Here is a 19797-nt window from a genome sequence, read left to right on the forward strand (position 1 = left end):
GGCGGATGGATCGTCTCAAGCTGAAGGCCGTGCTCGGCAGTCACCCCCATGTCCAGGCGGTCAAGAGCGGCGAGCTCCGCTCCGGCCTCTTCGATCTCGACTTCATCGACTACGCGCCGACCAACACGGCATTCAAGCCGATGGTGCGCGAGCAGGCGTTTGATGTCTGCGAGATGGCGATCGTCACCTATCTGATGGCGAAGGCGCATGGCAAGCCGCTGGTGCTGCTGCCGGCGACCATGCTCGGCCGCTTCCAGCACTCCTATGCGCTCTACAATCCCGCACGGGGACCGTTCGGCCCATCCGACCTCGAAGGCAAGCGCGTCGGCATCCGCTCGTTCACGACCACGACCGGCGCCTGGATCAGGGGCATCCTCGCCAACGACTATGGCGTCAACCTCGACAGGATCAATTGGGTAACCTTCGAGGATCCGCATGTCGCCGAATATGTCGACACCACCGAGCGCGCCCCGAAGGACAAGAAGATCCTGCAGATGCTGCTCGATGGCGAGCTCGATGCCGTGCTCGGCGAAACCTCTGATAACCCCAAGCTCAAGTCTCTCTTCCCTGATCCGGCCGCGGAAGCCGCCAGATGGTACGCCCGGCGCGGCGTCGTGCCGGTCAATCATCTCGTCGTCGTGACCGAGCAGCTCGCGAAATCGCGCCCCGATGTGGTCGCTAATGTCTATGATCTGCTCAAGCGCAACAAGGAGCAGATGAGGCCTGCGGCAGCACCCGATCTCCTTCCATTCGGGATCGCGGCCAACAGGAAGCCGCTCGAGCTGATCGTCGACTACGCCTTCCAGCAGGCGCTGATCCCGCGCCGTTATGCGGTCGAGGAGCTGTTCGACGCGACGACAGGAGGATTGAACTGATGGCGGATCCGAAGCGCTGGCAGATCGGGCTGGTCGGATATGGCGAGGTCGGCCGGATCCTGGCCGAGGATCTGCGCCAGCAGGACATCAAGGTCTCCGCCTACGACATCAAGCTCGGAGGCGAGCAGGGTGCACCGCTGAAAGAGCATGCGACGAAATTCGGCGTGACGCTCGCGACTTCGCACGCCGAACTGACGGCGAAATGCGACTTCATCATCTCCGCCGTCACCGCCAGTCAGGCTGTGCCGGTGGCAAAGGCCTGCGCCGCCGCGCTCAACCAGGGCACCTGGTTCCTCGATTTCAATTCAGCCTCTCCCGGTGCCAAGCAGCGCGCGGCGGACCTGATCGATGGCGGGGGTGGTCGCTATGTCGAGGGCGCGGTGATGACCTCGGTGCCGCCTTATCGCATCAAGGTGCCGCTGCTGCTCGGCGGGCCCGGCGCGAAGGAGCTGGAGCCGCTGCTGAATGCGATCGGTTTTGCGGCGAAGGTCGCCAGCGACAAGCTCGGCGTGTCCTCAGCCGTGAAGATGTGCCGCAGCATCATGATCAAGGGCCTCGAGGCCATGGTCATTGAAAGCTTCACCACCGCGCGCGCCTATGGCGTCGAGGATGCCGTGCTGGCCTCGCTCGCGGAGACGTTTCCCGCCATCAATTGGGAGAAGCAGGGCGCCTATTTCTTTCAGCGCGTGATCGAGCACGGCCGCCGCCGTGCCGAGGAGGTGCGGGAGGTCGCCGAGACCGTGCGCGAGGCGGGCCTGACACCATGGTCCGCGCAGGGCACGGCTGAGCGGCAGGCGTGGGTGGCCGATCTCGCCGATGAAGGGCTGTTCGGGGCCAGGGGAACCGAGGAGTTCGCCCGCAGCGCGGATTGGCGGACCGAGGCAGACCGGATACTTGCAAGAATCAAGCGCTGACGCCGAACCCGTGCGTTCGGCTCAAGACCCTGCCGTCGTCGCGATAGTTCGAGATTTCGTCGCGAGCGAGCTCGATCAGATCGACCAGGCTCTTGGCCTTGCGCGCGACCTGCTCCTTGGCGGGCGCCGTGCGGAACTCGGCGAGGATCATGCGGATGCACTTGTCGGCGGTATCGAGCGTCCAGAGTGCGCGGGTCATGTCGTCCTGCGTGTGGATCGCCGAGATATCGAGGTCAGATAGAACTTCGCCGATTCCATTCAGTCGCTTGACGGCCGTTTCGGCAGGCGTGTTGGCCCGAATGGAGCGATAATCGATGCTACTGAATGCGCTGAACATGTACAGACTTCCCCACTGAACCGACGTGGTTCAGAGCGCCCTTTCGTATGATCCGGGCAGCTCTTGTGCAATGCGCAGGGCTACGGTCCGGGATTCTACCGGACTCACATTTTGGACAAGATCGGTCGTGAAATCAGAGCGCAGGATTGGACAATCGGCTGCGTTCCCGACCATTTTACCGCTACGAGTTCGACCGGAAACGGGTTCAGCGCCCGGGGCGGAACAGGGCAGGCCGCTGCCGCTCAAATGTCTGTCGGCCGCGCTTGAAGCCCATCAGGACATCAGGCAGTTCGGCCACGGCAAAGCGGCTATCCCTGGTATCGAGCACGATGAGATCGGCGGGATTTCCGGTCCTGATGCCGTAGTCGTCGAGGTTCATCAGCCGTGCCGGCTGTTCGGTCACGAGATCGAGGCAAGTGTCGAAATCGTTCACCGAGGCGTGCGCGACATTGGCGTAGAAGTTCGCCATCCGCAGCAGCGAGGCGTCGCCGAACGGCGTGAAGGGATTGAGCACATTGTTGGTCGCGACCGAGCACACGACGCCATCGCCCGCGAGCTTGTGGGCGAGGGTCAGCCCGCGCGGCGCGTTGTGGGTGGCCTCGCGCCCCATCAGATAGAGATCGGTCGCGGGCAGCACGGTGACGGCGACGCCGGCTCTTGCCAGTTGCGCGGTCGCAGCCTTCATCCGCTCCGGCGGTAGGGCCGAGAGTTTTGTCGCGTGGCCGATCGTGACCCGCCCGAGATAATTGCGCCGCTCGGTCTGCCGGCAGACTTCGTCGAGGTGGCACCAGGAGGGATCGAGGTCGAAATCCAGGTGAAGGTCGACGTCGACGTCGAATTCCTGCGCGAGATCGAAGATGCGCTCCAGATGCGCGTTCGGATCGGTGTCGGTATAAGGACAGCCGCCGATCACCTCGCTGCCGTCGCGCAACGCCTGGATCAGCAGGTCCTCAGCGCCGGGGTCGTTGGTCAGGCCTTCCTGCGGGAAGACGCAGAGCGACAGGTCGATCGCCCAGGCGTAATCGCGCTTCAGCGCCTTCACAGCCTCGAAGCTGCGCAGGCCGATCCGTGGATCGATCTCCACATGCGTGCGCATGCGCGTCGTGCCGTGCACGATCGCGCGCTCCAGCACCTTGGCACCGCGGGCGTAGACGTCCTCGACGGTGAAGTCGCGTTTCATCGCCGACACTGCCCGGATGGCATCACCGAGGCTGCCGTGATCATGCCCGCAGCGGTCGAGCAGGCAGGCCTTGTCGAGGTGGATATGGGTATCGACGAAGCCGGGCAGGGCGAGATGCCCGCCGAGATCGACCTCGACTGCTTCGCAGGCCAGCCGTGGCTCGATCGCGGCGATCCGGCCGTCCTTCACGCCGATGTCGACGGGCGCGGCGGATGATCGCAGCAGTGCGTTACGGAAGATCAGGTCGAAGGCAGGCTTGATGATCATGGGCTCTTGCGGACGGAGTTTAGAGCAATCAGCCGGGATCGGCGGCTCCAGATTGTCGGCAGTGTAGCGAGGCAAATGTTCAAAATATATGCATGGATCTTGCGCAGGTGGCGGTAGTATTCCATCAATCCCGGGAGAACCAGCCATGTCCGTTGCCGTCAGAACCGAAGCTGCTCATTTGTCCGACGCCGCGATCGTGGAGGCCTATCTCACGGCATCGATGATCCCTGATCCGGACGCTGCCGCAGCCTATATGGCACCGGGCACGGTGATCACCTTCACCGGCGGAAACACGTTCGATCATCCACGCGGCCCGACCGCCTTCAACGCCAAGCGCTACCGCTGGGTCAAGAAGAAGATGGACCGGTTCGACGTCTGCCCCGGGGACGGCGAGACCGTGGTCTACAGCATCGGCACGCTTTACGGCGAGTGGAAGGACGGGACCCCGTTCGAGGGCAACCGTTATGTCGACCGCTTCGTGGTCCGTAATGGCAAGATCACCAAGATGGATGTCTGGAACGACAGCGCCGAGCGCATCCTGGTCCAGCGCGGCATCGACGCGTAAGCGCGTCTCGTCGTATCGAAAGCTGCGATAGCTGCTAGGCACGGGCACGTCTGGCGACTTGAGCGATGCTGCGCTATCAAGTCCCCGCTTGCGCCCGGCATGGAGGCGCGAGACCCCTTGAGGAGCAGCCGATGCGTCTACCTATCGTTATCCTGGCCCTGACATGTCTTGCCGGTGCGGCCTCGGCCGAAGATCTGTCGGGCACGCTCCAGAAGATCAAGGAGACCAAGAAGATCACCCTCGGCTATCAGGAGGCCTCGGTCCCGTTCAGCTATCTGGACGGCAACCAGAAGCCGGTCGGTTTTGCCATCGATATCTGCCTTAAGATCGTCGACGCCGTGAAGAAGCAACTGGGCATGCCCGACATCGCCGTCGACACGCTCGCCGTGACCTCGTCGAACCGGATCCCGTTGATGGTCAACGGCACGCTCGATCTGCACTGCTCGGCGACCACCAACAACGCCGATCGCCAGAAGCAGGTCGCCTTCACCAACACGCATTTCCTCAGTGCGACGCGGTTCGCGGCCAAGAAGGCGGCGAAGATCAACACCATCGACGACCTCAAGGGTAAGGCGGTCACGGCCGTCGCCGGCTCGGTCAACCTGACGCAGCTCGCCAAGGTCAATACCGAACGCAATCTCGGCATCAATCTGATGCCCGCGAAGGACCAGGCCGAGGCTTTCCTGTTGCTGGAAACCGACCGGGCCCAGGCCTACGCACTCGATGACGTGCAGCTCGCGGTCGCGATCGCGCGCTCCAAGGAGCCGCAAGCCTTCATGATCAGCGAGGAAGCGTTCTCGAAGCCGGAGCCTTACGGCATCATGCTGCGGCGGGAGGATGCGCCGTTCAAGGCGCTCGCCGATCGCGCCACGGCGGAGCTCTATGCAAGCCCCGAGATCGAGGTGCTCTACAAGAAATGGCTGCAATCGCCGACGCCGCCGAACGGCCTCAACTACAACGTCCCGATGTCGTCCGCCTTGCGCAACGCCTTCAAGAAGCCGAGCTCCAGCGCCGATCCGGATGCGTATACGGCGAACTGAGGCGAGGGCGGGGAGTTACTGCGCCCTCTCCCCTTGTGGGAGGGGGCATCTCCGCCTTATCGCGGCAAGATACGCGCCTTTGCTTCACCCGTTCGAATACTTCTTCAGCTCGAACCGCGCGATTTGGTTCCGGTGAACTTCATCCGGACCGTCGGCGAGCCGCAGCAGCCGCGCGGTGGCGTAGGCCTGGGTCAGGCCGAAATCGTTCGAGGTGCCGCCGCCGCCATGAGCCTGGATCGCCCAGTCGATGATCTGGCAAGCCATGTTGGGCACGGCGACCTTGATCATCGCGATCTCGCTCTTTGCGACCTTGTTGCCGACCGTATCCATGGCAGAGGCGGCGTTGAGCGTCAGCAGCCGGGCCTGCTCGATCATGATGCGGGCTTCCGCAATACGCTCCTGCGTCACCGTCTGCTCGGAGACCGGCTTGCCGAAGGCGACGCGGCTGCGCACCCGCCGGCACATCTTCTCCAGCGTGCGCTCGGCAAGGCCGATCAGCCGCATGCAGTGGTGGATGCGGCCGGGCCCGAGACGGCCCTGCGCGATTTCGAAACCGCGGCCTTCGCCGAGCAGCATGTTTTCCTTCGGGACGCGGACATTGGTGAAGACGACCTCGGAGGCCCGGTCGGGCACGCCGTAGAAGCCGAACACCGGCAGCGGGCGTTTCACCTCGATGCCAGGCGTCTCCATCGGCACCAGAATCATGGATTGCTGCTTGTAGCGGTCGGGATTATCTGGGTCGGTCTTGCCCATGAAGATGCAGATCTTGCAGCGGGGATCGGTTGCGTTGGTCGTGTACCATTTGCGCCCGTTGATGATGTAATAGTCGCCGTCCCGTACGATCGAGCTCTCGATGTTGGTCGCATCGGATGATGCGACCGCGGGCTCGGTCATGGCGAAGCAGGAGCGGATCTCGCCGGCGAGCAATGGCTTCAGCCAGCGCTGCTTGTCCTTTTCCGTGCCGTAGCGCTCCAGCACCTCCATGTTGCCGGTGTCGGGCGCCGAGCAGTTGAACACCTCGGGCGCGAGATGCGAACGGCCCATCACCTCGCAGAGCGGGGCATATTCGAGATTGGTGAGACCCGCGCCATGGCTGCTCTCGGGCAGGAACAGATTCCAGAGGCCTTCCGCGCGTGCCAGCGGCTTCAGCTCCTCGACGACAGGATAGACCTTCCAGGGTCCGAGCTCCTCCGCCTCGCGATGGAAGCGCTCCTCGTTCGGGTAGATGTGCCGGTCCATGAAGCTCTCGAGCTTGCGCTTGAGCTCGACGACCCTCGGCGACATCGGGTAAAGCATCTTTCGTTCCTTAATCGATGGACGGAATCTTCTTGGGCGCACCGGCTTAAGCGACGCGATACTCTCTAAATTTCTCGCGCAGCGCCGACTTCAGCACCTTGCCGGTCCCCGTCATCGGAAACTCGTCGAGGAATTCGACGGCGTCCGGCATCCACCAGTTCGCGATTTTCGGGCGCATATGGTCGAGCAGCGTCTTGCCATCAACCGTCGCGCCCTTCTTGCGGACGACGAGGAGGAGGGGGCGTTCCTGCCATTTCTCATGGTGGATCGCGACGACGGCAGCCTGCAGCACATCGGGATGCGACAGTGCGACGTCCTCGAGCTGGATCGAGGAGATCCACTCGCCGCCGGACTTGATCACGTCCTTGGAGCGGTCGGTCAGTGTGACGTGGCCTTGAGGATCGATCACCGCCATGTCGCCGGTGATCAGCCAGCCGTCGCGGTCGAGACCTTCGTCCAGCTTCATATAGCCGGAGGCGACCCAGGGGCCGCGGGCTCGGAGATGGCCGACGGTCTTGCCGTCGCGCGGCAGCTCGTTGCCGGCATCGTCGACGATGCGCAAGGCGGTGCCGAAACAGGCGCGGCCCGACACCTGGCGCCGATCGAATTTCTCCTTCTCGCCGAGGTGCTCGGAGCCGGGCCGCAGGCCCGGCATGGAGCAGCCCAGGGCCTCGGTCATGCCCCAGGCCTGGATGTAGTCGATGCCATAGTCGCGCTTGAGCTTCTCGACCATCGCGCGCGGCGGGGCCGAGCCCGACGACAGCGTTGCGCGCAGGCTGGAGAACTTGTTGCCGGTGCGACCGAGCCAGTCGAGCAGGATCAGCCAGAAGCTCGGCACGCCGGCCGAGAGCGTCACCTTCTCGCCTTCGAGCAGTTCATAGAGTTTATCAGGCTCGTAGTTGCGGCCGGGCAGCACCAGCTTCGAACCGGTGTAGGGCGCGGTGAACGGCATGTTCCAGCCATTGCCGTGGAACAGCGGCGCCATCGGCATCATCACTTCGCGGACGCCTTCGACATGGCCCGGCAGGAAGTCGAAATTGCAGCAGGTCATGGTCTGCAGGATCGCAGCGCGATGCGAATAGATGACGCCCTTCGGATTGCCCGTCGTGCCCGATGTGTAGCAGATCGTGGATGCCGATTTCTCGTCGAACTCCGGCCAGGCGAAGCCGGCCTCGTTCTCCTTGTCGAGCAGGTCCTCATAACCATGCACGTTGGCAAGCTTGGTCTCGGGCATCCTCTCGCGCGAGGACATCACGACGAAAGCCTCGATCGTCGTCAGCTGCGGCGCAATCGCCTCGACTAGCGGCAGCGTGGCGCGGTCGATGAACAGCAGGCGGTCTTCGGCGTGGTTGATGATGTAGACGAGTTGCTCGGGAAACAGCCGCGGGTTGATGGTGTGCAGCACATAGCCCATGCCCGGCGCGGCATAGAACATCTCGAAATGACGGTGCGTGTTCCAGGCCAGCGTCCCGACGCGGTCGCCTTGCTTCATGCCGAGCCGCTTCAATGCCAACGCCATCCGCTTGATGCGCGGGTGGGCGTCCGCATAGGTATAGCGATGAATGTCGCCCTCGATCTCGCGCGCGACAATCTCGGCTTCGCCGTGATAGTCCGCGGCATACTGGATCAGGCCACTGATCAGAAGCGGCATGTCCATCATCAATCCCTGCATGGTCTCCTCCGGAAGCCACGTCGTTGCGTGGCGCACGCGTGTGATTTGCGCGCGAGGTTAGCGGAACGTCCGGCGGCGTTCACGCAAAAAACAGCGGACGCGATTGCATGCGTCACTTTTTCAGGGCTAACGTGAGATGAGCTGCCGGCGAAGCAGCGCTCGTCGTGGAGGAAATGCATGTCAGCGGAAAGACACAAGACCGGTGCAGCCGGCGAACCTACCGTCGATATCGCAGGTCTCCGTGCGCGCTATCGCGACGAGCGTGACCGCCGCTTGCGTGCCGAGGGCAAGGCCCAGTATGTCGAGGCAGCGGGCGATTTTGGTCGCTACCTCGACGACCCCTGGGCCGATCCCGGATTTGCGCGCGCACCTGTCAGTGAAGAGACCGAGGTGCTGGTCGTCGGCGGCGGCTTCGGCGGGCTGCTTTGCGGCGCGCGGTTGCGCGAGGCCGGCATCGATGATTTCCGCATCGTGGAAAAGGCTGCCGATTTCGGCGGCACCTGGTACTGGAATCGTTATCCGGGCGCTGCCTGCGATACCGAGAGCTACATCTATCTGCCGCTGCTGGAAGAGACCGGCTACATGCCGGTGCGCAAATACGCGAGGGCGCCGGAGATCTACGAGCACTCGCGCCGCATCGGCCGTCATTTCAGGCTCTACGAGCGCGCGCTGTTTCAGACCGTCATCTCGCGGATGGTGTGGCAGGAGCGGAAGGCGCGCTGGCTGGTCGAGACCGATCGGGGCGACCGGATCCTTGCCCGCTTCGTCATTCTCGCGGGAGGTCCGCTCAGCCGGCCGAAGCTGCCGGGCATTCCCGGCATCGAGACCTTCAAAGGCCACAGCTTTCATACCAGCCGTTGGGACTACGGCTACACCGGCGGCAACGCCGATGGCGGCCTGACCGGACTTGCCGACAAGCGCGTTGGCATCATCGGCACCGGTGCCACCGCCGTGCAATGCGTGCCGCATCTCGGCCGTTCGGCAAAGGAGCTTTATGTCTTCCAGCGCACGCCGTCGGCGATTGGCGTGCGCGATGATCGCGCGACCGATCAAGGCTGGGCGGACAGCCTGAAGAGGGGCTGGCAGCGCGAGCGCATGGACAATTTCACCGCCGTGATCTCGGGCGAGCCGTTCGAGCGGGACCTGGTGCAGGACGGCTGGACCGGCCTGCTCGGCGAGATCCTGCTGGCGCCGCGTCGTCAGCCGCAGCCGGTGACCTCGATGGAGGAGGCGCTGAAGGTGATCGAGCAGGCCGACTACCGCAAGATGGAGGAGATCCGCGCCCGCGTCGACGCCGTCGTCAAGGACAAGGCGACGGCGGACGCGCTCAAGCCCTGGTACAAGGCGTTCTGCAAGCGGCCATGCTTCCACGACGAATATCTCGACACCTTCAATCGGCCGAACGTGCATCTCGTCGACACCCAGGGCCAGGGCGTCGAACGCATCACCGAGAATGCGGTGATCGTCGACGGCAAGGCCTACGAGCTCGACTGCCTGATCTATGCCAGCGGTTTCGAGGTCGGCACCGACTACGCCCGCCGCATGGGCTTCGAGGTCTATGGCCGCGATGGCATGAGCCTGTCCGAGCGCTGGCGGGACGGAGTCAAGACCATGCATGGCTTCTACAGCCGCGGCTTCCCGAACTGCTTCCTGATCGTCACGGTGCAGGCCGGCCAGAGCGCCAACTTCCCGCACATCATCGACGAGCAGTCGCGACACATTGCCTATGTCATCGATCAGGCGCGCAAGCGCGGCGCCAAAACGCTGGAGCCGACGCTCGCCGCCGAGAACGCCTGGGTCGAGGAGGTCGTCAAGGCCGCGATCGGCCGGCAGACCTATCTCGCGGAGTGCACGCCCGGCTACTACAACAACGAAGGCGTGTTCGATCCGATCGCGGCCAGAAACAGCCAGTATTGGCGCGGGCCGGTGGCGTTCCTGCGCTTGCTCGACAAATGGCGCAAGGACGGCAATCTGGAGGGACTCGAACTGACCTCGGAGGACGGCTTCGCGGTTCCGGCCCGAACGGCATGATCCCGGCCCCGACAGGCGCGACCCGGCTCCACGTCATCGTCGGCGATCCCATCGCCCAAGTGCGCTCTCCGGCAGGCGTGACTGCCGCCTTCGCCGCGCGGGGGCACGACGGCATTCTCATGCCCGTTCAGGTCGCGCCGGCGGATTTGCCCGATTTCCTTGCGGTCGCGGCGCGGCTGAAGAACCTCGACGGCATCGTCGTGACCATCCCTCACAAATTCGCCTGCTACCTGGCTTGCGCAAGTGCGACCGACCGTGCGCATTTCCTGGGCGCCGTCAATCTAATGCGCCGGCGCGCCGATGGCGCGTGGCATGGCGACATGGTGGATGGTCTTGGCTTCGTCGGTGCGGCGCGGGCGAAGGGGATCGATCCGAAGGGAATGCGGGCGCTGCTTGTCGGCGCCGGCGGTGCCGGTTCGGCGATTGCACGCGAACTGGTCGAGGCCGGCGTCAGCGAGCTTGCCGTTCATGACAGCTCAACTGAGCGCCGCGACGCCTTGATCGGCCGGCTCAACGCCCTCGGCAAAGCGCCGGTGCGGGCCGGCACCAGGGATCCCCAAGGCTTGGATTTTGTCGCCAATGCGACGCCCGCTGGGATGAAACAAGGCGACCCGCTGCCGGTCGATGTCGCGCGGCTCGCGCCGTCTGCCTATTGCGGCTGCGTTATCACCAGGCCCGAGGTCTCGCCGTTCATCGCAGCGGCCCGAGAGCTCGGCTGTGTCACGGCCACCGGCACGGACATGTACCAACAGCACCAGGGCATCATGGTGGATTTCCTGCTGGGAACGGATGAGGCGTGACTGCTGGTGTCAAGGGCTTTCACTGGATCGATTGGTGCCGTCGGGACTTGAGCGATTGCGACTGACGTAGGATCATGCGCTCGCGCGAGCCGGTCGCGCAGCAGCAAAAGGAACGCGCAATGATCAAGGGCAGGTTAGTCGCAACGGCGGTGATCGGCGCGACCGCGCTGCTGCTCGCTCTGCCCATGGCCGAGGCCGCCACTTGCGGCAACGGGCCCGGCGGCTTCGAGGCCTGGAAGCGCGAGTTCGGCGCGGAGGCGCAAGGCAAGGGCATCGGCCAGACTGCGCTCTCGGCCCTGATGCAGACCAACTATGCCAGTGCCACCATCGCGGCCGACCGCGGCCAGCGCAGCTTCCAGCTCACGCTCGACCAGTTCCTCGCCAAGCGCGGCGCCACCACCATCGTCGCCAAGGGGCGTCAGCTCAAGCAGTCGCAGGCGGCCTTGTTCGCCTCCATCCAGCAGCGCTACGGCGTCCCGCCCGGTCCCCTGATCGCGATCTGGGGCATGGAAACCGGTTTCGGCAGCCAGCGCGGCAACCAGAACATGCTGTCGTCGATCGCAACTCTTGCCTATGACTGCCGCCGCCCCGAATTCTTCACCGACCAGCTCTACGCCGCCTTGAAGCTGATCGACCGCGGCACGCTGTCGGGGGCGACCCGCGGCTCCATGCACGGGGAGGTCGGCCAGACCCAGTTCATGCCCAAGAACATCCTGGCCTATGGCACCGGCAATCTCGAGGTGGCCGCCAACGCGCTGAACTCGACGGCAAATTTCCTGAAAGCGCATGGCTGGCGCGCCGGCGCCGGCTATCAGCCTGGCGAGCCGAATTTCGCCGCCATCGAGGCCTGGAATGCCGCCGGCGTCTATCAGAAGGCGATCGCCTTGATGGGCCGTCAAATCGACGAAGGTGGAGGGGCGGCGGCCTCCCGCTGACGACTTCGCTCGATAACGGTCATGTTCAGCAAGGCGTGATGCGCGGGCACGAGAAAGTTGTTGCTATCGGGAACCGACGGCACGAGGTTTGCTTTGATCAGATTCAGGGGTGGGCATGAGGAGACTCAACATGGCAACCCAGATCGTGATGGACCAGACTGGCGACACGCGCCACGAGTTTGATCCTGGCAATGCCGAAGCGCTGGCGCGAGCCGAACGACGCTTTCGGGAGCTGACCGGCGCCGGCTTCACCGCCGCCCTTCGCAACGGACCCGGCGAAGTCACCCGCATCAGATCGTTCGACCCGACCGCGCAGGAAACGTTGTTCTATCCCCGCTTGGTCGGCGGTTGATCTGAGCTGCACATGATTGCGGCAGTTTGGCTCCGCGCGCCGGCGCGTGCGCGTCTGCATGCGCTGCGGGAACTCTATCGACGGTTCTTCGGCGAGAACACGCCGGACGCGCGTGGCCGCCGGCTTCTGGCCGAATGGCTGTCGCCGGCGCAGCGCGCCCAGTTCGAGCAGTACCGGTATTTCGACGTCGTAGGTTGCGATACCGGCAAGACCTATCGCATTCACTACGGCACGGCTGCCAATGTCCACGAGATCGACGAGGCCGGGCATCCGACGATGGGATGGTGCTTCGTCCCGTCAGGCTTTCTGGTGCCGGGCGACGTGATGCTGGCGCAGAAGATCGCGCTCGAAACGGACGAGAAGGGCGCGTTGGCGCTTGCCAATCGGTTTCCGCCGGCAACGCATTCGGAGCATTTCTACCGGCGGCCGTTCTAGCGCCGGAGCAGCGAAGCGGTCAGTAGTGCGTGGTGCGGTAGGCATCCACCGCATGCGCCGCAAAAACGCCGACGCTGCAAAGGGCGAGAAGGGCGGAGATCAGCTCGATCATAACTCGTCCTCCTGTGGCGGCTGGGCGACGAGGTTTTGACAGCAGGCATAGTCGTAGATCAGGTCGAGAAGGAATTGCATGGTGGCCGTCCCTGTATTTATTTTGACAACCACTTAGACGGCCTTCTGTTTCAGGCGTGTTTCGTCGCATCGGGAAAGGGGTTTCGCGGGGGAACCCGCAGGTGGGTTTGTGCGCTGCGGCCGCGCGAATGTCGGGGGCCGGACAGGGGATTCAGGCACGTCTTGCGGCTGGCGCGGCCCTTATGGCTCTCCCCTTGCGGCTCTCCCGCGGAGGTGGTCATCTCGGCCTGGGGAACGCGCTGGAGGCTGACATGAAACGATTTCTTCTCGCCGCTTTGCTGACCGCGGGCGTCTTGGACAGCGCGCCGGCGCTTGCGCAACAATCCAAGGTCGGCGACTGGACCATCGAAAAGCGGACGCAGGACACGCATTGCAACGCGAGCCGTGGTTACAAGGACAAGGATGACGAGAACCGCGACTATGTCATCGTGATCACCTATTCCGAAAAGGCGATCGTGATCGTGATGATCTACGATGGCTGGGAATGGGAGACGGTCGGCGAGATCCTGCGGGCCGATGTCGGCACGGACGATGCGGACATCATGAAGAGGGCGAAGTGGGAGGTCATGGACAAGACCACCGTGCGCGGCATCTTCGAATACGATCAGTCGATGATGGACCGCCTGTCGAAGGCGAGGCGCCTCACGCTCGACTTCGAGGACGATGACGACGACAGTATCGAGATGCAGATACCGCGCGCCGGCGAAGCGCTGGCCGCGTTGAAGTTCTGTGAGGAGAACCGGAAATAGATTGCCGATGCGGGCTGTGAAAACCGGCAGGACGGCAGCCGAGAAGTCGATGGCAGCGAGCAGGCGCGTGACTCATCGCACACAGTCCGCGTGGTGTTCGCATTTATCCTAGTCTTTGGCGAAACAGTCCAAGCCGCACCCTGCGGTTGACGTTACGCAAGGACGATGTTCGATATTCCAGCTTCCGGCTGCAACGTATTTCCCTCGTCGAAGGCGGCAATTGACCGGCCCGTCTTCTCCGTCAGTTTCCCGATCGCGAACTCTCCGACTCGCGCGGGCCGCGCGCCGATTGCGTTGTCCGCCCGATGACGACCCACCAGGCAAATCGGTTCTCGTCCCTCATCGGCGAGATCTACGATGCGGCGGTCGATCCAGCGCTACGTAGCCGCGCACTGGAGCAGGTTTCGCATTTCGTCGGCGGTTGTGCCGCGATGATCGTGTCCAGGGACTCAGCGCGGCTTTCGATCGAGATTCACCAGCATTTTGGCACCGACGCCCGTTTCCGTCAGCTCTATCGGGACCGTTACGTGGAGCTCGATCCTCTGCTCGATCGTCATCTCGCCCTCGGGTCCGAACAGGCGATCGGCGTGACCGACATCATGCCCCATGCGGAGTTTCGTGAGACGAGCTTCTATCGCGAGTGGGTGGAACCGCAAGGGGCGATCGACCTTGCGACGGTCGAACTCGAGAAGACCGTCGCCCGCACCACGATTCTGCAGGTGTTGCGCCATCGCTCCCGCGGAACCGTCGACGATGCGATGCGCGATCGCATGCGGTTGCTCGCTCCGCACATCCAGCGATCGCAGACCATGGGCCGGCAGATCCGCGCTCGCTCTCACACGGTGGACGACCTTGCCGACGTGCTCGACGGATTGAACATTGCGATCTGCCTGCTCGATGCGGATGGCCGGGTCGTCCACGCCAACGCGGCATGCCGGCAATTGTTCGTCGATGCCAATCTGCTTGCGCTGGTTGGCGACCGGATCGTGGCCCGCAACACCCAGACCGACAAAATATTCCGCGGCTTGTGCGAAATCGATTCAGGCGTACACCCTGCAGCTCCTCGTCAGATTGAGCTTGCGACGTCGGCCGATGGGCAGCATTATCTGCTTCATGCCTTTCCGTTGAAGCGGGAACGCAACCTGCCGCGCGATATTGCGGCCACGATGCTCTTCGTTCAAAGAGCTTCCATGCTGCCCTTGCTCGCCGCCGACGCGATCGCGGCGGCCTTCAGGCTGACGCCATCCGAATTGCGCGTGCTGATGGCGATCATCGAGATCGGCGGTGTTCCCGACATCGCTGCAAAACTCGGCGTCGCGGAGACGACCGTGAAAACGCACCTTGGGCGTCTGTTTGAAAAGACGGGCGCGGGCAGGCAGGCCGATCTGGTGAAGATCGCTGCCGGCTTTGCCGTGCCGTTCGCGCGGCGAGCGAGCGGCGACGACAAGGCGACCTAATACGTTTCCGCGCGCCTCGATGTTACGCGCCGCGCTCTCAATCCATTGTGATGGGTCGATCTCGCGGGTCCTCCGAACGCAGGACGCGAGTCATTCGAGACTTTCGTATATCGCGCTTCCGAGAAGAAGAGCAGCGTGCGCCGCACGGACATGCCGCGACGGCATCGAATGCGCGTGTGGGGAACGACAGCAAATGGCCGGCCTGCTCGTCGGTTGGAGAGATTGCAGTGAGCAGCATGATTGATTTTTCGGTTCTCAATGTTTCAACGAACGAAGTTCCAGAAGGTGAGCGCATTTCGATGCTTCGCGATTTCTATTGTCGTGGAGTGTTGAAGGCGGAGGTCGAGGCAAGAGAAGGAAAGCCGGCCGCGGCGAGTTTCACGTCGCACGTCCTGCCGGAAGCCCAGTTGTTGTTCGGCGGACTGTACGGAGCGCGGGTCATTCGCACCAAGCAGCTCGTGTCCGACGGCGACGACAGCCTCGCCCTGATCGTGAACAGGTCGGGCGTTCTCGGGATATCCGAGCGAGGACACGATTTGAGGCTCCATGCCGGGGAGGCGGTCCTGACGAGTGCGGAGGACGTCACGACGTTCGAGCGTCTGTCGCTGGGGAGCTGCTTCTCGTTGCGCGTCCCGAGGCGCGTTCTGGCGCCGATGATCGTGGACGTCGATGATGCCGTGATGCGCGTCATGCCGGGAAGTTCCGCCGGGCTCAGATTGCTGGTCGACTACGCGGTGACGCTGGTGCGGGAGAAAGCGTTCGCGACGCCCGAGCTCCGGCAGCTCGGGGTCGGGCATCTGCACGATCTCCTGGCGCTCGTCCTCGGCGCGACCGGGGAGACGCGTGAGCTGGCCGGACGGCGCGGCGTCAAGGCGGCCCGGCTTCAGAAGGCGAAAGTCTCCATTGCCAACAATTGCTGGCGGCAGGATCTGTCGGTCGCTTCGGTTGCCCAGGAGCTCGGCGTGACGCCGCGCTATCTCCAGCGTCTGTTCGAGGCGGACGGCAAGACGTTTTCCTCGTTCCTGATCGAACAGCGCGTCAAGCGTGCGCATCGCATGCTGCGAGAACCCGGATTCGCCGAGCGAACGGTGAGCTCGATCGCCTACGACGTCGGATTCGGCGATCTCTCTTATTTCAACCGCTGCTTCCGGCGGACCTATAACGCGACGCCGAGCGACGTCAGGAGCGGCGAGATGCCCTGACCGGGCGCGACTGAATTCAGTCATCTGCAATTTCGATCGGCGGACGGAGATTGCCCCGTTCCGTGATCGCCAAGACGTGACCACGGCATTGCGTGCGGCATCGGCAGCCGGAGTATCGAATGCGCCGTTTCTTTTTCGACCTTCTGGTCGGCAACATCGTCAAGATCGATCCCGGCGGCATGGTCTTCGAGCAGGCCGACGCGACGTTCGTCGTTGCCGACGAGATGGCGAGGCATCTGTTCGTCTGGCGCGACGATTTGCGCGATCGCGACGCCTTCATCCGCGTCAGGGATGCCGGCGGGACCGAGATCTATCGCGCCGCGGTCTGGTCGGAATGTGCTGAGAAGCACGGCTGGGACCAAGCGTGAGCGGCGCAGCGGTGTAGCAACTCTGCACCAGTGCGGCGCGAAGCGCATTCGGTTCGTTTTGAGCCGAGCGGCGGTCGTGTTCGTCCAAGTCGCACCTTGCTGAAGTTTCTACCTTAGGGGTCGCGAATCCAGTTCGCGGCGATCGGCCTCATCCGAGCGGAGGAGGTCGATGGTGAACGCCTGCACGCCCCCGGCGGTGAAGGCATCGACCGGGGAATTGCTATGCAACGTAAGCGTCTTACGACCGTCAATGATCGGCTTTTGCGAATTTCAGCAGCGGCGCTGCTGCTGGCGCCCTGCTTCGTGATCAAGCGGGTGGAAGCCGCCTGTTCGCCGGCTTCCCCCGTCAACAACGCGACGGTGAGCTGCACTGGGACGACGACGGATTCAAATGGCACCAACGGCTATGGCACGCTTATCGACGTCGGCAACACCTACGTGATCGGTCCCGGCGCGACGCTGACCGGAACGGACGTCGGTCTGGTATTCGAGACCGGTACAGTCAACAATTCCGGCACCGTCACGGGTGGCGACTTTGCGGTCGATTCCAATCGCACGGCCATCATCAATAACATCGGGACGTCATCGATCATCTCTGCCACCGGAAACAATGCCAGTGCCGTCGTGGGATCTGAGCTGCATGTGCGGAATGAGGGCTCCATTACGGCATCAGGGATCAACGGAACTGCGGTCAATGCGGGAAACACCGAGCGGAGCGAGGTCTTCAACTCGGGCGCCATAGAAGGAACCGCAGCTGGCATCCGCAGCGTCGGAACGATCGCCGTGACGAATTCCGGAAGGATAGAAGCCGCTTCAGGCGGAACGGCGATCTTCAGCAGCACCAACGTGAACCTCCTGGGCAACACGGGCACAATTACCGGCGGTCGCTTTGCGATCGCGGCTGACACGATGAATCTGGTGAACGACCGAACGGGGCGGATCAATCAAATTGATCCGAACGGCAGCGTGATATCCGTCAGGGCGCTCACCGGTTCGAATGCCGGGCAGATCGTCGGACTTGCCAGCAACAGCCTTGCGATCGATTCCGACATCGTCAACCTGACCAATACCGGACTGATCCAGGCGGACCTGGGAGGCGTCAAGGGCCGGACCGTGACGGTTACAAACGACGGAAAGATCGCGTCCTTCGCCGTAAACAGCGTTGCAATTCAGGGTCTCCAGACAACGGTCGTCAACACCGGCTCCATCTCGGGAGCGTGGGGTGTCTCAGGTACCAATGTCTCGGTTTCGAACTCGGGCACGATCTCCGGAGACGTTCTCGGAATATTCGCGAGCAAGGCCACGGTCAGGAATTCCGGCTTGATTTCGGGAGCGGGGACCGCATTCGCGATAGGAACGGTCGGCACGCTCGAGCTGGAGAATTCCGGAACGATCCGAGGCAGCGGCGCATCAGAGGCCCTTCATATCGGAGGTGGCGGAACGATCGTCAACACGGGAAGCGTAGTCGCAGACCGGGCGGCGATCCTCCATTTTGCCAACCCGGATGTGCCTTTGACGATAACGAACGCGGCTTCTGGCACTATCATCGGCGCGGACGGAATATTGTCGGCGGGCACGGTGAACCTCGTGAACGCCGGGACGATTCGCGGGACAAGTTCGATCGACGGAACTGCGCTGCTCGCCAACGTCGTCAACGTGAATAACAGCGGCTCCATTGCTGGCATCGTGGGTATCCTCTCGCTTGGCGCTGCCAACATCACGAACTCCGGCGCTGTCACCGGCACCGGGGGCACCGCGATCAAGCTGTCGAACGCTGCGGATACGCTGACCCTGCTACCGGGCTCCAAGATCAACGGCGTGGTCGATTTCGGCTTCGGGGCCGACGTCGTCAATGTCAACCTCACTGCGCCGACGACGCGGGTGTCGTCGTTGACCACGATTCAGCTCCCGACCTTCGTCAACTTCGAGGGCACCATCAAGACGAACATCTCGAACGGCAACTTCAACGGCCCCTCGGTTGTCTCCGGTACTTCCGTCGGAACCCTCGACCCGACCGCGCTGGCGCAGACCGATCGCACGCTGATGGACTTTACCGGCGGCGTGTCGTCACTGGTGCAGGGCCGCCTCAGCGGCGGCGCCGGGCCGGCCGGCAGCAACATCATGGCGATGGCCTATGCGCCGGAGACCGCGCAGGCCGGGCCCTTCACCAAGGCACCGCGCAGCCTGTGGACCGATCCGGCGCCGATCACGGTGTGGGCTAACAGCTTTGGCGGCCAGCGCATCCAGGACGAGACGGCATCGACGCTGCGTGCGACCTCGACGGCGTGGGGCGGAGCGATCGGTCTCGACCGCAAGGTGCGGCCGGACTGGCTGGTCGGCGCCTTCCTCGGCGGCGGGCAGGGCGGCTTCTCGGTCGATCTCAACTCGCAGTCGGTCGACACCAATTACGTGTTCGCCGGCGCCTATAGCCGGTTCGAATGGGCCTCGCAGTTCTTCGACTTCTCGCTGCAGGGCGGCAACGCTGACAACAAATCGCGCCGCCTCGTGCTGAACAATGCTGCGGTCGGCGGCTTGGAGACGGCGAGAGCGAATTACAGCGGCTGGTACATCAGCCCGGAGGTCGCCTACGGTTACAGGCTCAACATCGGCAACGGCTATGTGCTGACGCCGACGGCGCGGCTGCGCTATGTCGCGGGCCGGTTCGACGGCTACAGCGAAACGGGTTCGGCGCAAGGACTATCCGTCGGCGGGCGCACGCTGCAGGATTTCGAGGAGCGCGGCGAGGTCGATCTCTCGCGCGTCACCGCCTTTGCCGGCGGCGAACTGAAGGCCAACATCCATGGCGGCGTGATCGCGCTCCAGCGTGCCGGCGACACCGGCATCAACGCGGTGCTGCTCGGGCAGAACCTGTCGTTCGTGACGCCGGGCAGCCGTAGCACGGTCGGTGCGGTGGCCGGCTTCGGCTTCGATTATCGCACCGGGGCGAACGTGTCCGTGTTCGGCGCGGTCGAGGGCGTGATGATGTCCGATCAGAGCCGCACCGGCACGGCGAAAGGCGGCGTTCGCGTCGCGTTCTGAAAGCGGGTGCATGCTGATCTATGGCGCTCATGCAACACGCCCGCGGATTATGCGCCGGTTCGTTTCCGGCAAAGCCGCTGACGTTTCCCTC

At 63.6% G+C, this 19797-nt stretch carries 18 protein-coding genes; 14 read left to right on the forward strand and 4 right to left on the reverse strand.

Annotated elements, in window-relative coordinates:
* The first annotated feature begins 5 nt into the window (after positions 1-5).
* Positions 6-875 carry a hypothetical protein gene (locus tag XH83_RS13775; RefSeq protein ID WP_194407513.1) on the forward strand — a complete coding sequence of 290 codons (870 nt, stop codon included), beginning with the start codon at positions 6-8 and terminating at the stop codon, positions 873-875.
* Entirely contained in the window at positions 872-1789 is a 918-nt protein-coding gene (locus tag XH83_RS13780) for a DUF1932 domain-containing protein (RefSeq protein WP_194408256.1), read from the forward strand. Before XH83_RS13775 ends, XH83_RS13780 begins: the two co-directional genes overlap by 4 nt.
* Here the strand turns inward: XH83_RS13780 and XH83_RS13785 are convergent.
* Both XH83_RS13785 and XH83_RS13790 read right to left on the reverse strand, forming a co-directional pair.
* Positions 1779-2126, reverse strand: a complete 348-nt coding sequence (locus XH83_RS13785) for a hypothetical protein (RefSeq protein ID WP_194407514.1) — start codon at positions 2124-2126, stop codon at positions 1779-1781. The genes XH83_RS13780 and XH83_RS13785 overlap by 11 nt on opposite strands.
* A gap of 205 nt (positions 2127-2331) precedes the next feature.
* The gene (locus tag XH83_RS13790; RefSeq protein ID WP_194407515.1) at positions 2332-3573 is read right to left on the reverse strand and encodes an amidohydrolase family protein; all 1242 of its coding nucleotides are present in this window, start codon (positions 3571-3573) and stop codon (positions 2332-2334) included.
* 145 nt (positions 3574-3718) lie between these two features.
* Between XH83_RS13790 and XH83_RS13795 the strand changes: the two genes are divergently transcribed.
* Both XH83_RS13795 and XH83_RS13800 read left to right on the forward strand, forming a co-directional pair.
* Positions 3719-4138 carry a nuclear transport factor 2 family protein gene (locus tag XH83_RS13795; RefSeq protein ID WP_194407516.1) on the forward strand — a complete coding sequence of 140 codons (420 nt, stop codon included), beginning with the start codon at positions 3719-3721 and terminating at the stop codon, positions 4136-4138.
* A gap of 131 nt (positions 4139-4269) precedes the next feature.
* Positions 4270-5178 carry an amino acid ABC transporter substrate-binding protein gene (locus tag XH83_RS13800; RefSeq protein WP_194407517.1) on the forward strand — a complete coding sequence of 303 codons (909 nt, stop codon included), beginning with the start codon at positions 4270-4272 and terminating at the stop codon, positions 5176-5178.
* 84 nt (positions 5179-5262) lie between these two features.
* On the opposite strand, the gene XH83_RS13805 is transcribed toward XH83_RS13800, so the two are convergent.
* The gene (locus XH83_RS13805) at positions 5263-6474 is read right to left on the reverse strand and encodes an acyl-CoA dehydrogenase family protein (protein WP_194407518.1); all 1212 of its coding nucleotides are present in this window, start codon (positions 6472-6474) and stop codon (positions 5263-5265) included.
* Positions 6475-6520: 46 nt separating this feature from the next.
* A complete protein-coding gene (locus XH83_RS13810; protein ID WP_194407519.1) occupies positions 6521-8146 on the reverse strand; it encodes a long-chain fatty acid--CoA ligase in 1626 nt (541 codons plus the stop codon).
* A gap of 177 nt (positions 8147-8323) precedes the next feature.
* Here XH83_RS13810 and XH83_RS13815 point away from each other — a divergent pair, with 177 nt between their 5' ends.
* The 10 genes from XH83_RS13815 to XH83_RS13860 all read left to right on the forward strand — a co-directional run bounded on the left by XH83_RS13815 (position 8324) and on the right by XH83_RS13860 (position 19706).
* The gene (locus XH83_RS13815; RefSeq protein WP_194407520.1) at positions 8324-10177 is read left to right on the forward strand and encodes an NAD(P)/FAD-dependent oxidoreductase; all 1854 of its coding nucleotides are present in this window, start codon (positions 8324-8326) and stop codon (positions 10175-10177) included.
* Entirely contained in the window at positions 10174-10977 is an 804-nt protein-coding gene (locus tag XH83_RS13820) for a shikimate dehydrogenase (RefSeq protein ID WP_194407521.1), read from the forward strand. The genes XH83_RS13815 and XH83_RS13820 overlap by 4 nt, the downstream gene beginning before the upstream one ends.
* A gap of 119 nt (positions 10978-11096) precedes the next feature.
* Positions 11097-11912 carry a lytic transglycosylase domain-containing protein gene (locus XH83_RS13825; RefSeq protein ID WP_194407522.1) on the forward strand — a complete coding sequence of 272 codons (816 nt, stop codon included), beginning with the start codon at positions 11097-11099 and terminating at the stop codon, positions 11910-11912.
* A 130-nt stretch (positions 11913-12042) separates the two neighbouring features.
* Complete coding sequence (locus XH83_RS13830; RefSeq protein ID WP_018319783.1) at positions 12043-12264, forward strand: hypothetical protein; 222 nt, start codon at positions 12043-12045, stop codon at positions 12262-12264.
* Positions 12265-12276: 12 nt separating this feature from the next.
* Positions 12277-12699 carry a hypothetical protein gene (locus tag XH83_RS13835; protein WP_194407523.1) on the forward strand — a complete coding sequence of 141 codons (423 nt, stop codon included), beginning with the start codon at positions 12277-12279 and terminating at the stop codon, positions 12697-12699.
* Between the two features lie 443 nt (positions 12700-13142).
* A complete protein-coding gene (locus XH83_RS13840; RefSeq protein WP_194407524.1) occupies positions 13143-13640 on the forward strand; it encodes a hypothetical protein in 498 nt (165 codons plus the stop codon).
* A gap of 305 nt (positions 13641-13945) precedes the next feature.
* Entirely contained in the window at positions 13946-15097 is a 1152-nt protein-coding gene (locus XH83_RS13845) for a LuxR C-terminal-related transcriptional regulator (protein WP_194407525.1), read from the forward strand.
* 236 nt (positions 15098-15333) lie between these two features.
* Positions 15334-16299, forward strand: a complete 966-nt coding sequence (locus XH83_RS13850) for an AraC family transcriptional regulator (protein WP_194408257.1) — start codon at positions 15334-15336, stop codon at positions 16297-16299.
* Between the two features lie 119 nt (positions 16300-16418).
* Positions 16419-16667: a hypothetical protein gene (locus XH83_RS13855; protein WP_194407526.1), complete on the forward strand. Its 249-nt coding sequence runs from the start codon at positions 16419-16421 to the stop codon at positions 16665-16667.
* A 222-nt stretch (positions 16668-16889) separates the two neighbouring features.
* The gene (locus XH83_RS13860) at positions 16890-19706 is read left to right on the forward strand and encodes an autotransporter outer membrane beta-barrel domain-containing protein (RefSeq protein WP_194407527.1); all 2817 of its coding nucleotides are present in this window, start codon (positions 16890-16892) and stop codon (positions 19704-19706) included.
* The last annotated feature ends 91 nt before the right edge of the window (positions 19707-19797 follow it).

Source organism: Bradyrhizobium sp. CCBAU 53351, from assembly GCF_015291745.1.
Lineage (GTDB): Bacteria > Pseudomonadota > Alphaproteobacteria > Rhizobiales > Xanthobacteraceae > Bradyrhizobium.

Bases quoted from the DNA above. Each gene is read 5' to 3' on its own strand.
- XH83_RS13815 (WP_194407520.1), top strand. From the start codon at position 8,324: ATGTCAGCGGAAAGACACAAGACCGGTGCAGCCGGCGAACCTACCGTC.
- XH83_RS13825 (WP_194407522.1), top strand. From the start codon at position 11,097: ATGATCAAGGGCAGGTTAGTCGCAACGGCGGTGATCGGCGCGACCGCG.
- XH83_RS13840 (WP_194407524.1), top strand. From the start codon at position 13,143: ATGAAACGATTTCTTCTCGCCGCTTTGCTGACCGCGGGCGTCTTGGAC.
- XH83_RS13850 (WP_194408257.1), top strand. From the start codon at position 15,334: ATGATTGATTTTTCGGTTCTCAATGTTTCAACGAACGAAGTTCCAGAA.
- XH83_RS13820 (WP_194407521.1), top strand. From the start codon at position 10,174: ATGATCCCGGCCCCGACAGGCGCGACCCGGCTCCACGTCATCGTCGGC.
- XH83_RS13855 (WP_194407526.1), top strand. From the start codon at position 16,419: ATGCGCCGTTTCTTTTTCGACCTTCTGGTCGGCAACATCGTCAAGATC.
- XH83_RS13805 (WP_194407518.1), bottom strand. From the start codon at position 6,474: ATGCTTTACCCGATGTCGCCGAGGGTCGTCGAGCTCAAGCGCAAGCTC.
- XH83_RS13775 (WP_194407513.1), top strand. From the start codon at position 6: ATGGATCGTCTCAAGCTGAAGGCCGTGCTCGGCAGTCACCCCCATGTC.
- XH83_RS13785 (WP_194407514.1), bottom strand. From the start codon at position 2,126: ATGTTCAGCGCATTCAGTAGCATCGATTATCGCTCCATTCGGGCCAAC.
- XH83_RS13835 (WP_194407523.1), top strand. From the start codon at position 12,277: ATGATTGCGGCAGTTTGGCTCCGCGCGCCGGCGCGTGCGCGTCTGCAT.
- XH83_RS13810 (WP_194407519.1), bottom strand. From the start codon at position 8,146: ATGCAGGGATTGATGATGGACATGCCGCTTCTGATCAGTGGCCTGATC.
- XH83_RS13800 (WP_194407517.1), top strand. From the start codon at position 4,270: ATGCGTCTACCTATCGTTATCCTGGCCCTGACATGTCTTGCCGGTGCG.
- XH83_RS13795 (WP_194407516.1), top strand. From the start codon at position 3,719: ATGTCCGTTGCCGTCAGAACCGAAGCTGCTCATTTGTCCGACGCCGCG.
- XH83_RS13860 (WP_194407527.1), top strand. From the start codon at position 16,890: ATGCAACGTAAGCGTCTTACGACCGTCAATGATCGGCTTTTGCGAATT.
- XH83_RS13845 (WP_194407525.1), top strand. From the start codon at position 13,946: ATGACGACCCACCAGGCAAATCGGTTCTCGTCCCTCATCGGCGAGATC.
- XH83_RS13790 (WP_194407515.1), bottom strand. From the start codon at position 3,573: ATGATCATCAAGCCTGCCTTCGACCTGATCTTCCGTAACGCACTGCTG.
- XH83_RS13830 (WP_018319783.1), top strand. From the start codon at position 12,043: ATGGCAACCCAGATCGTGATGGACCAGACTGGCGACACGCGCCACGAG.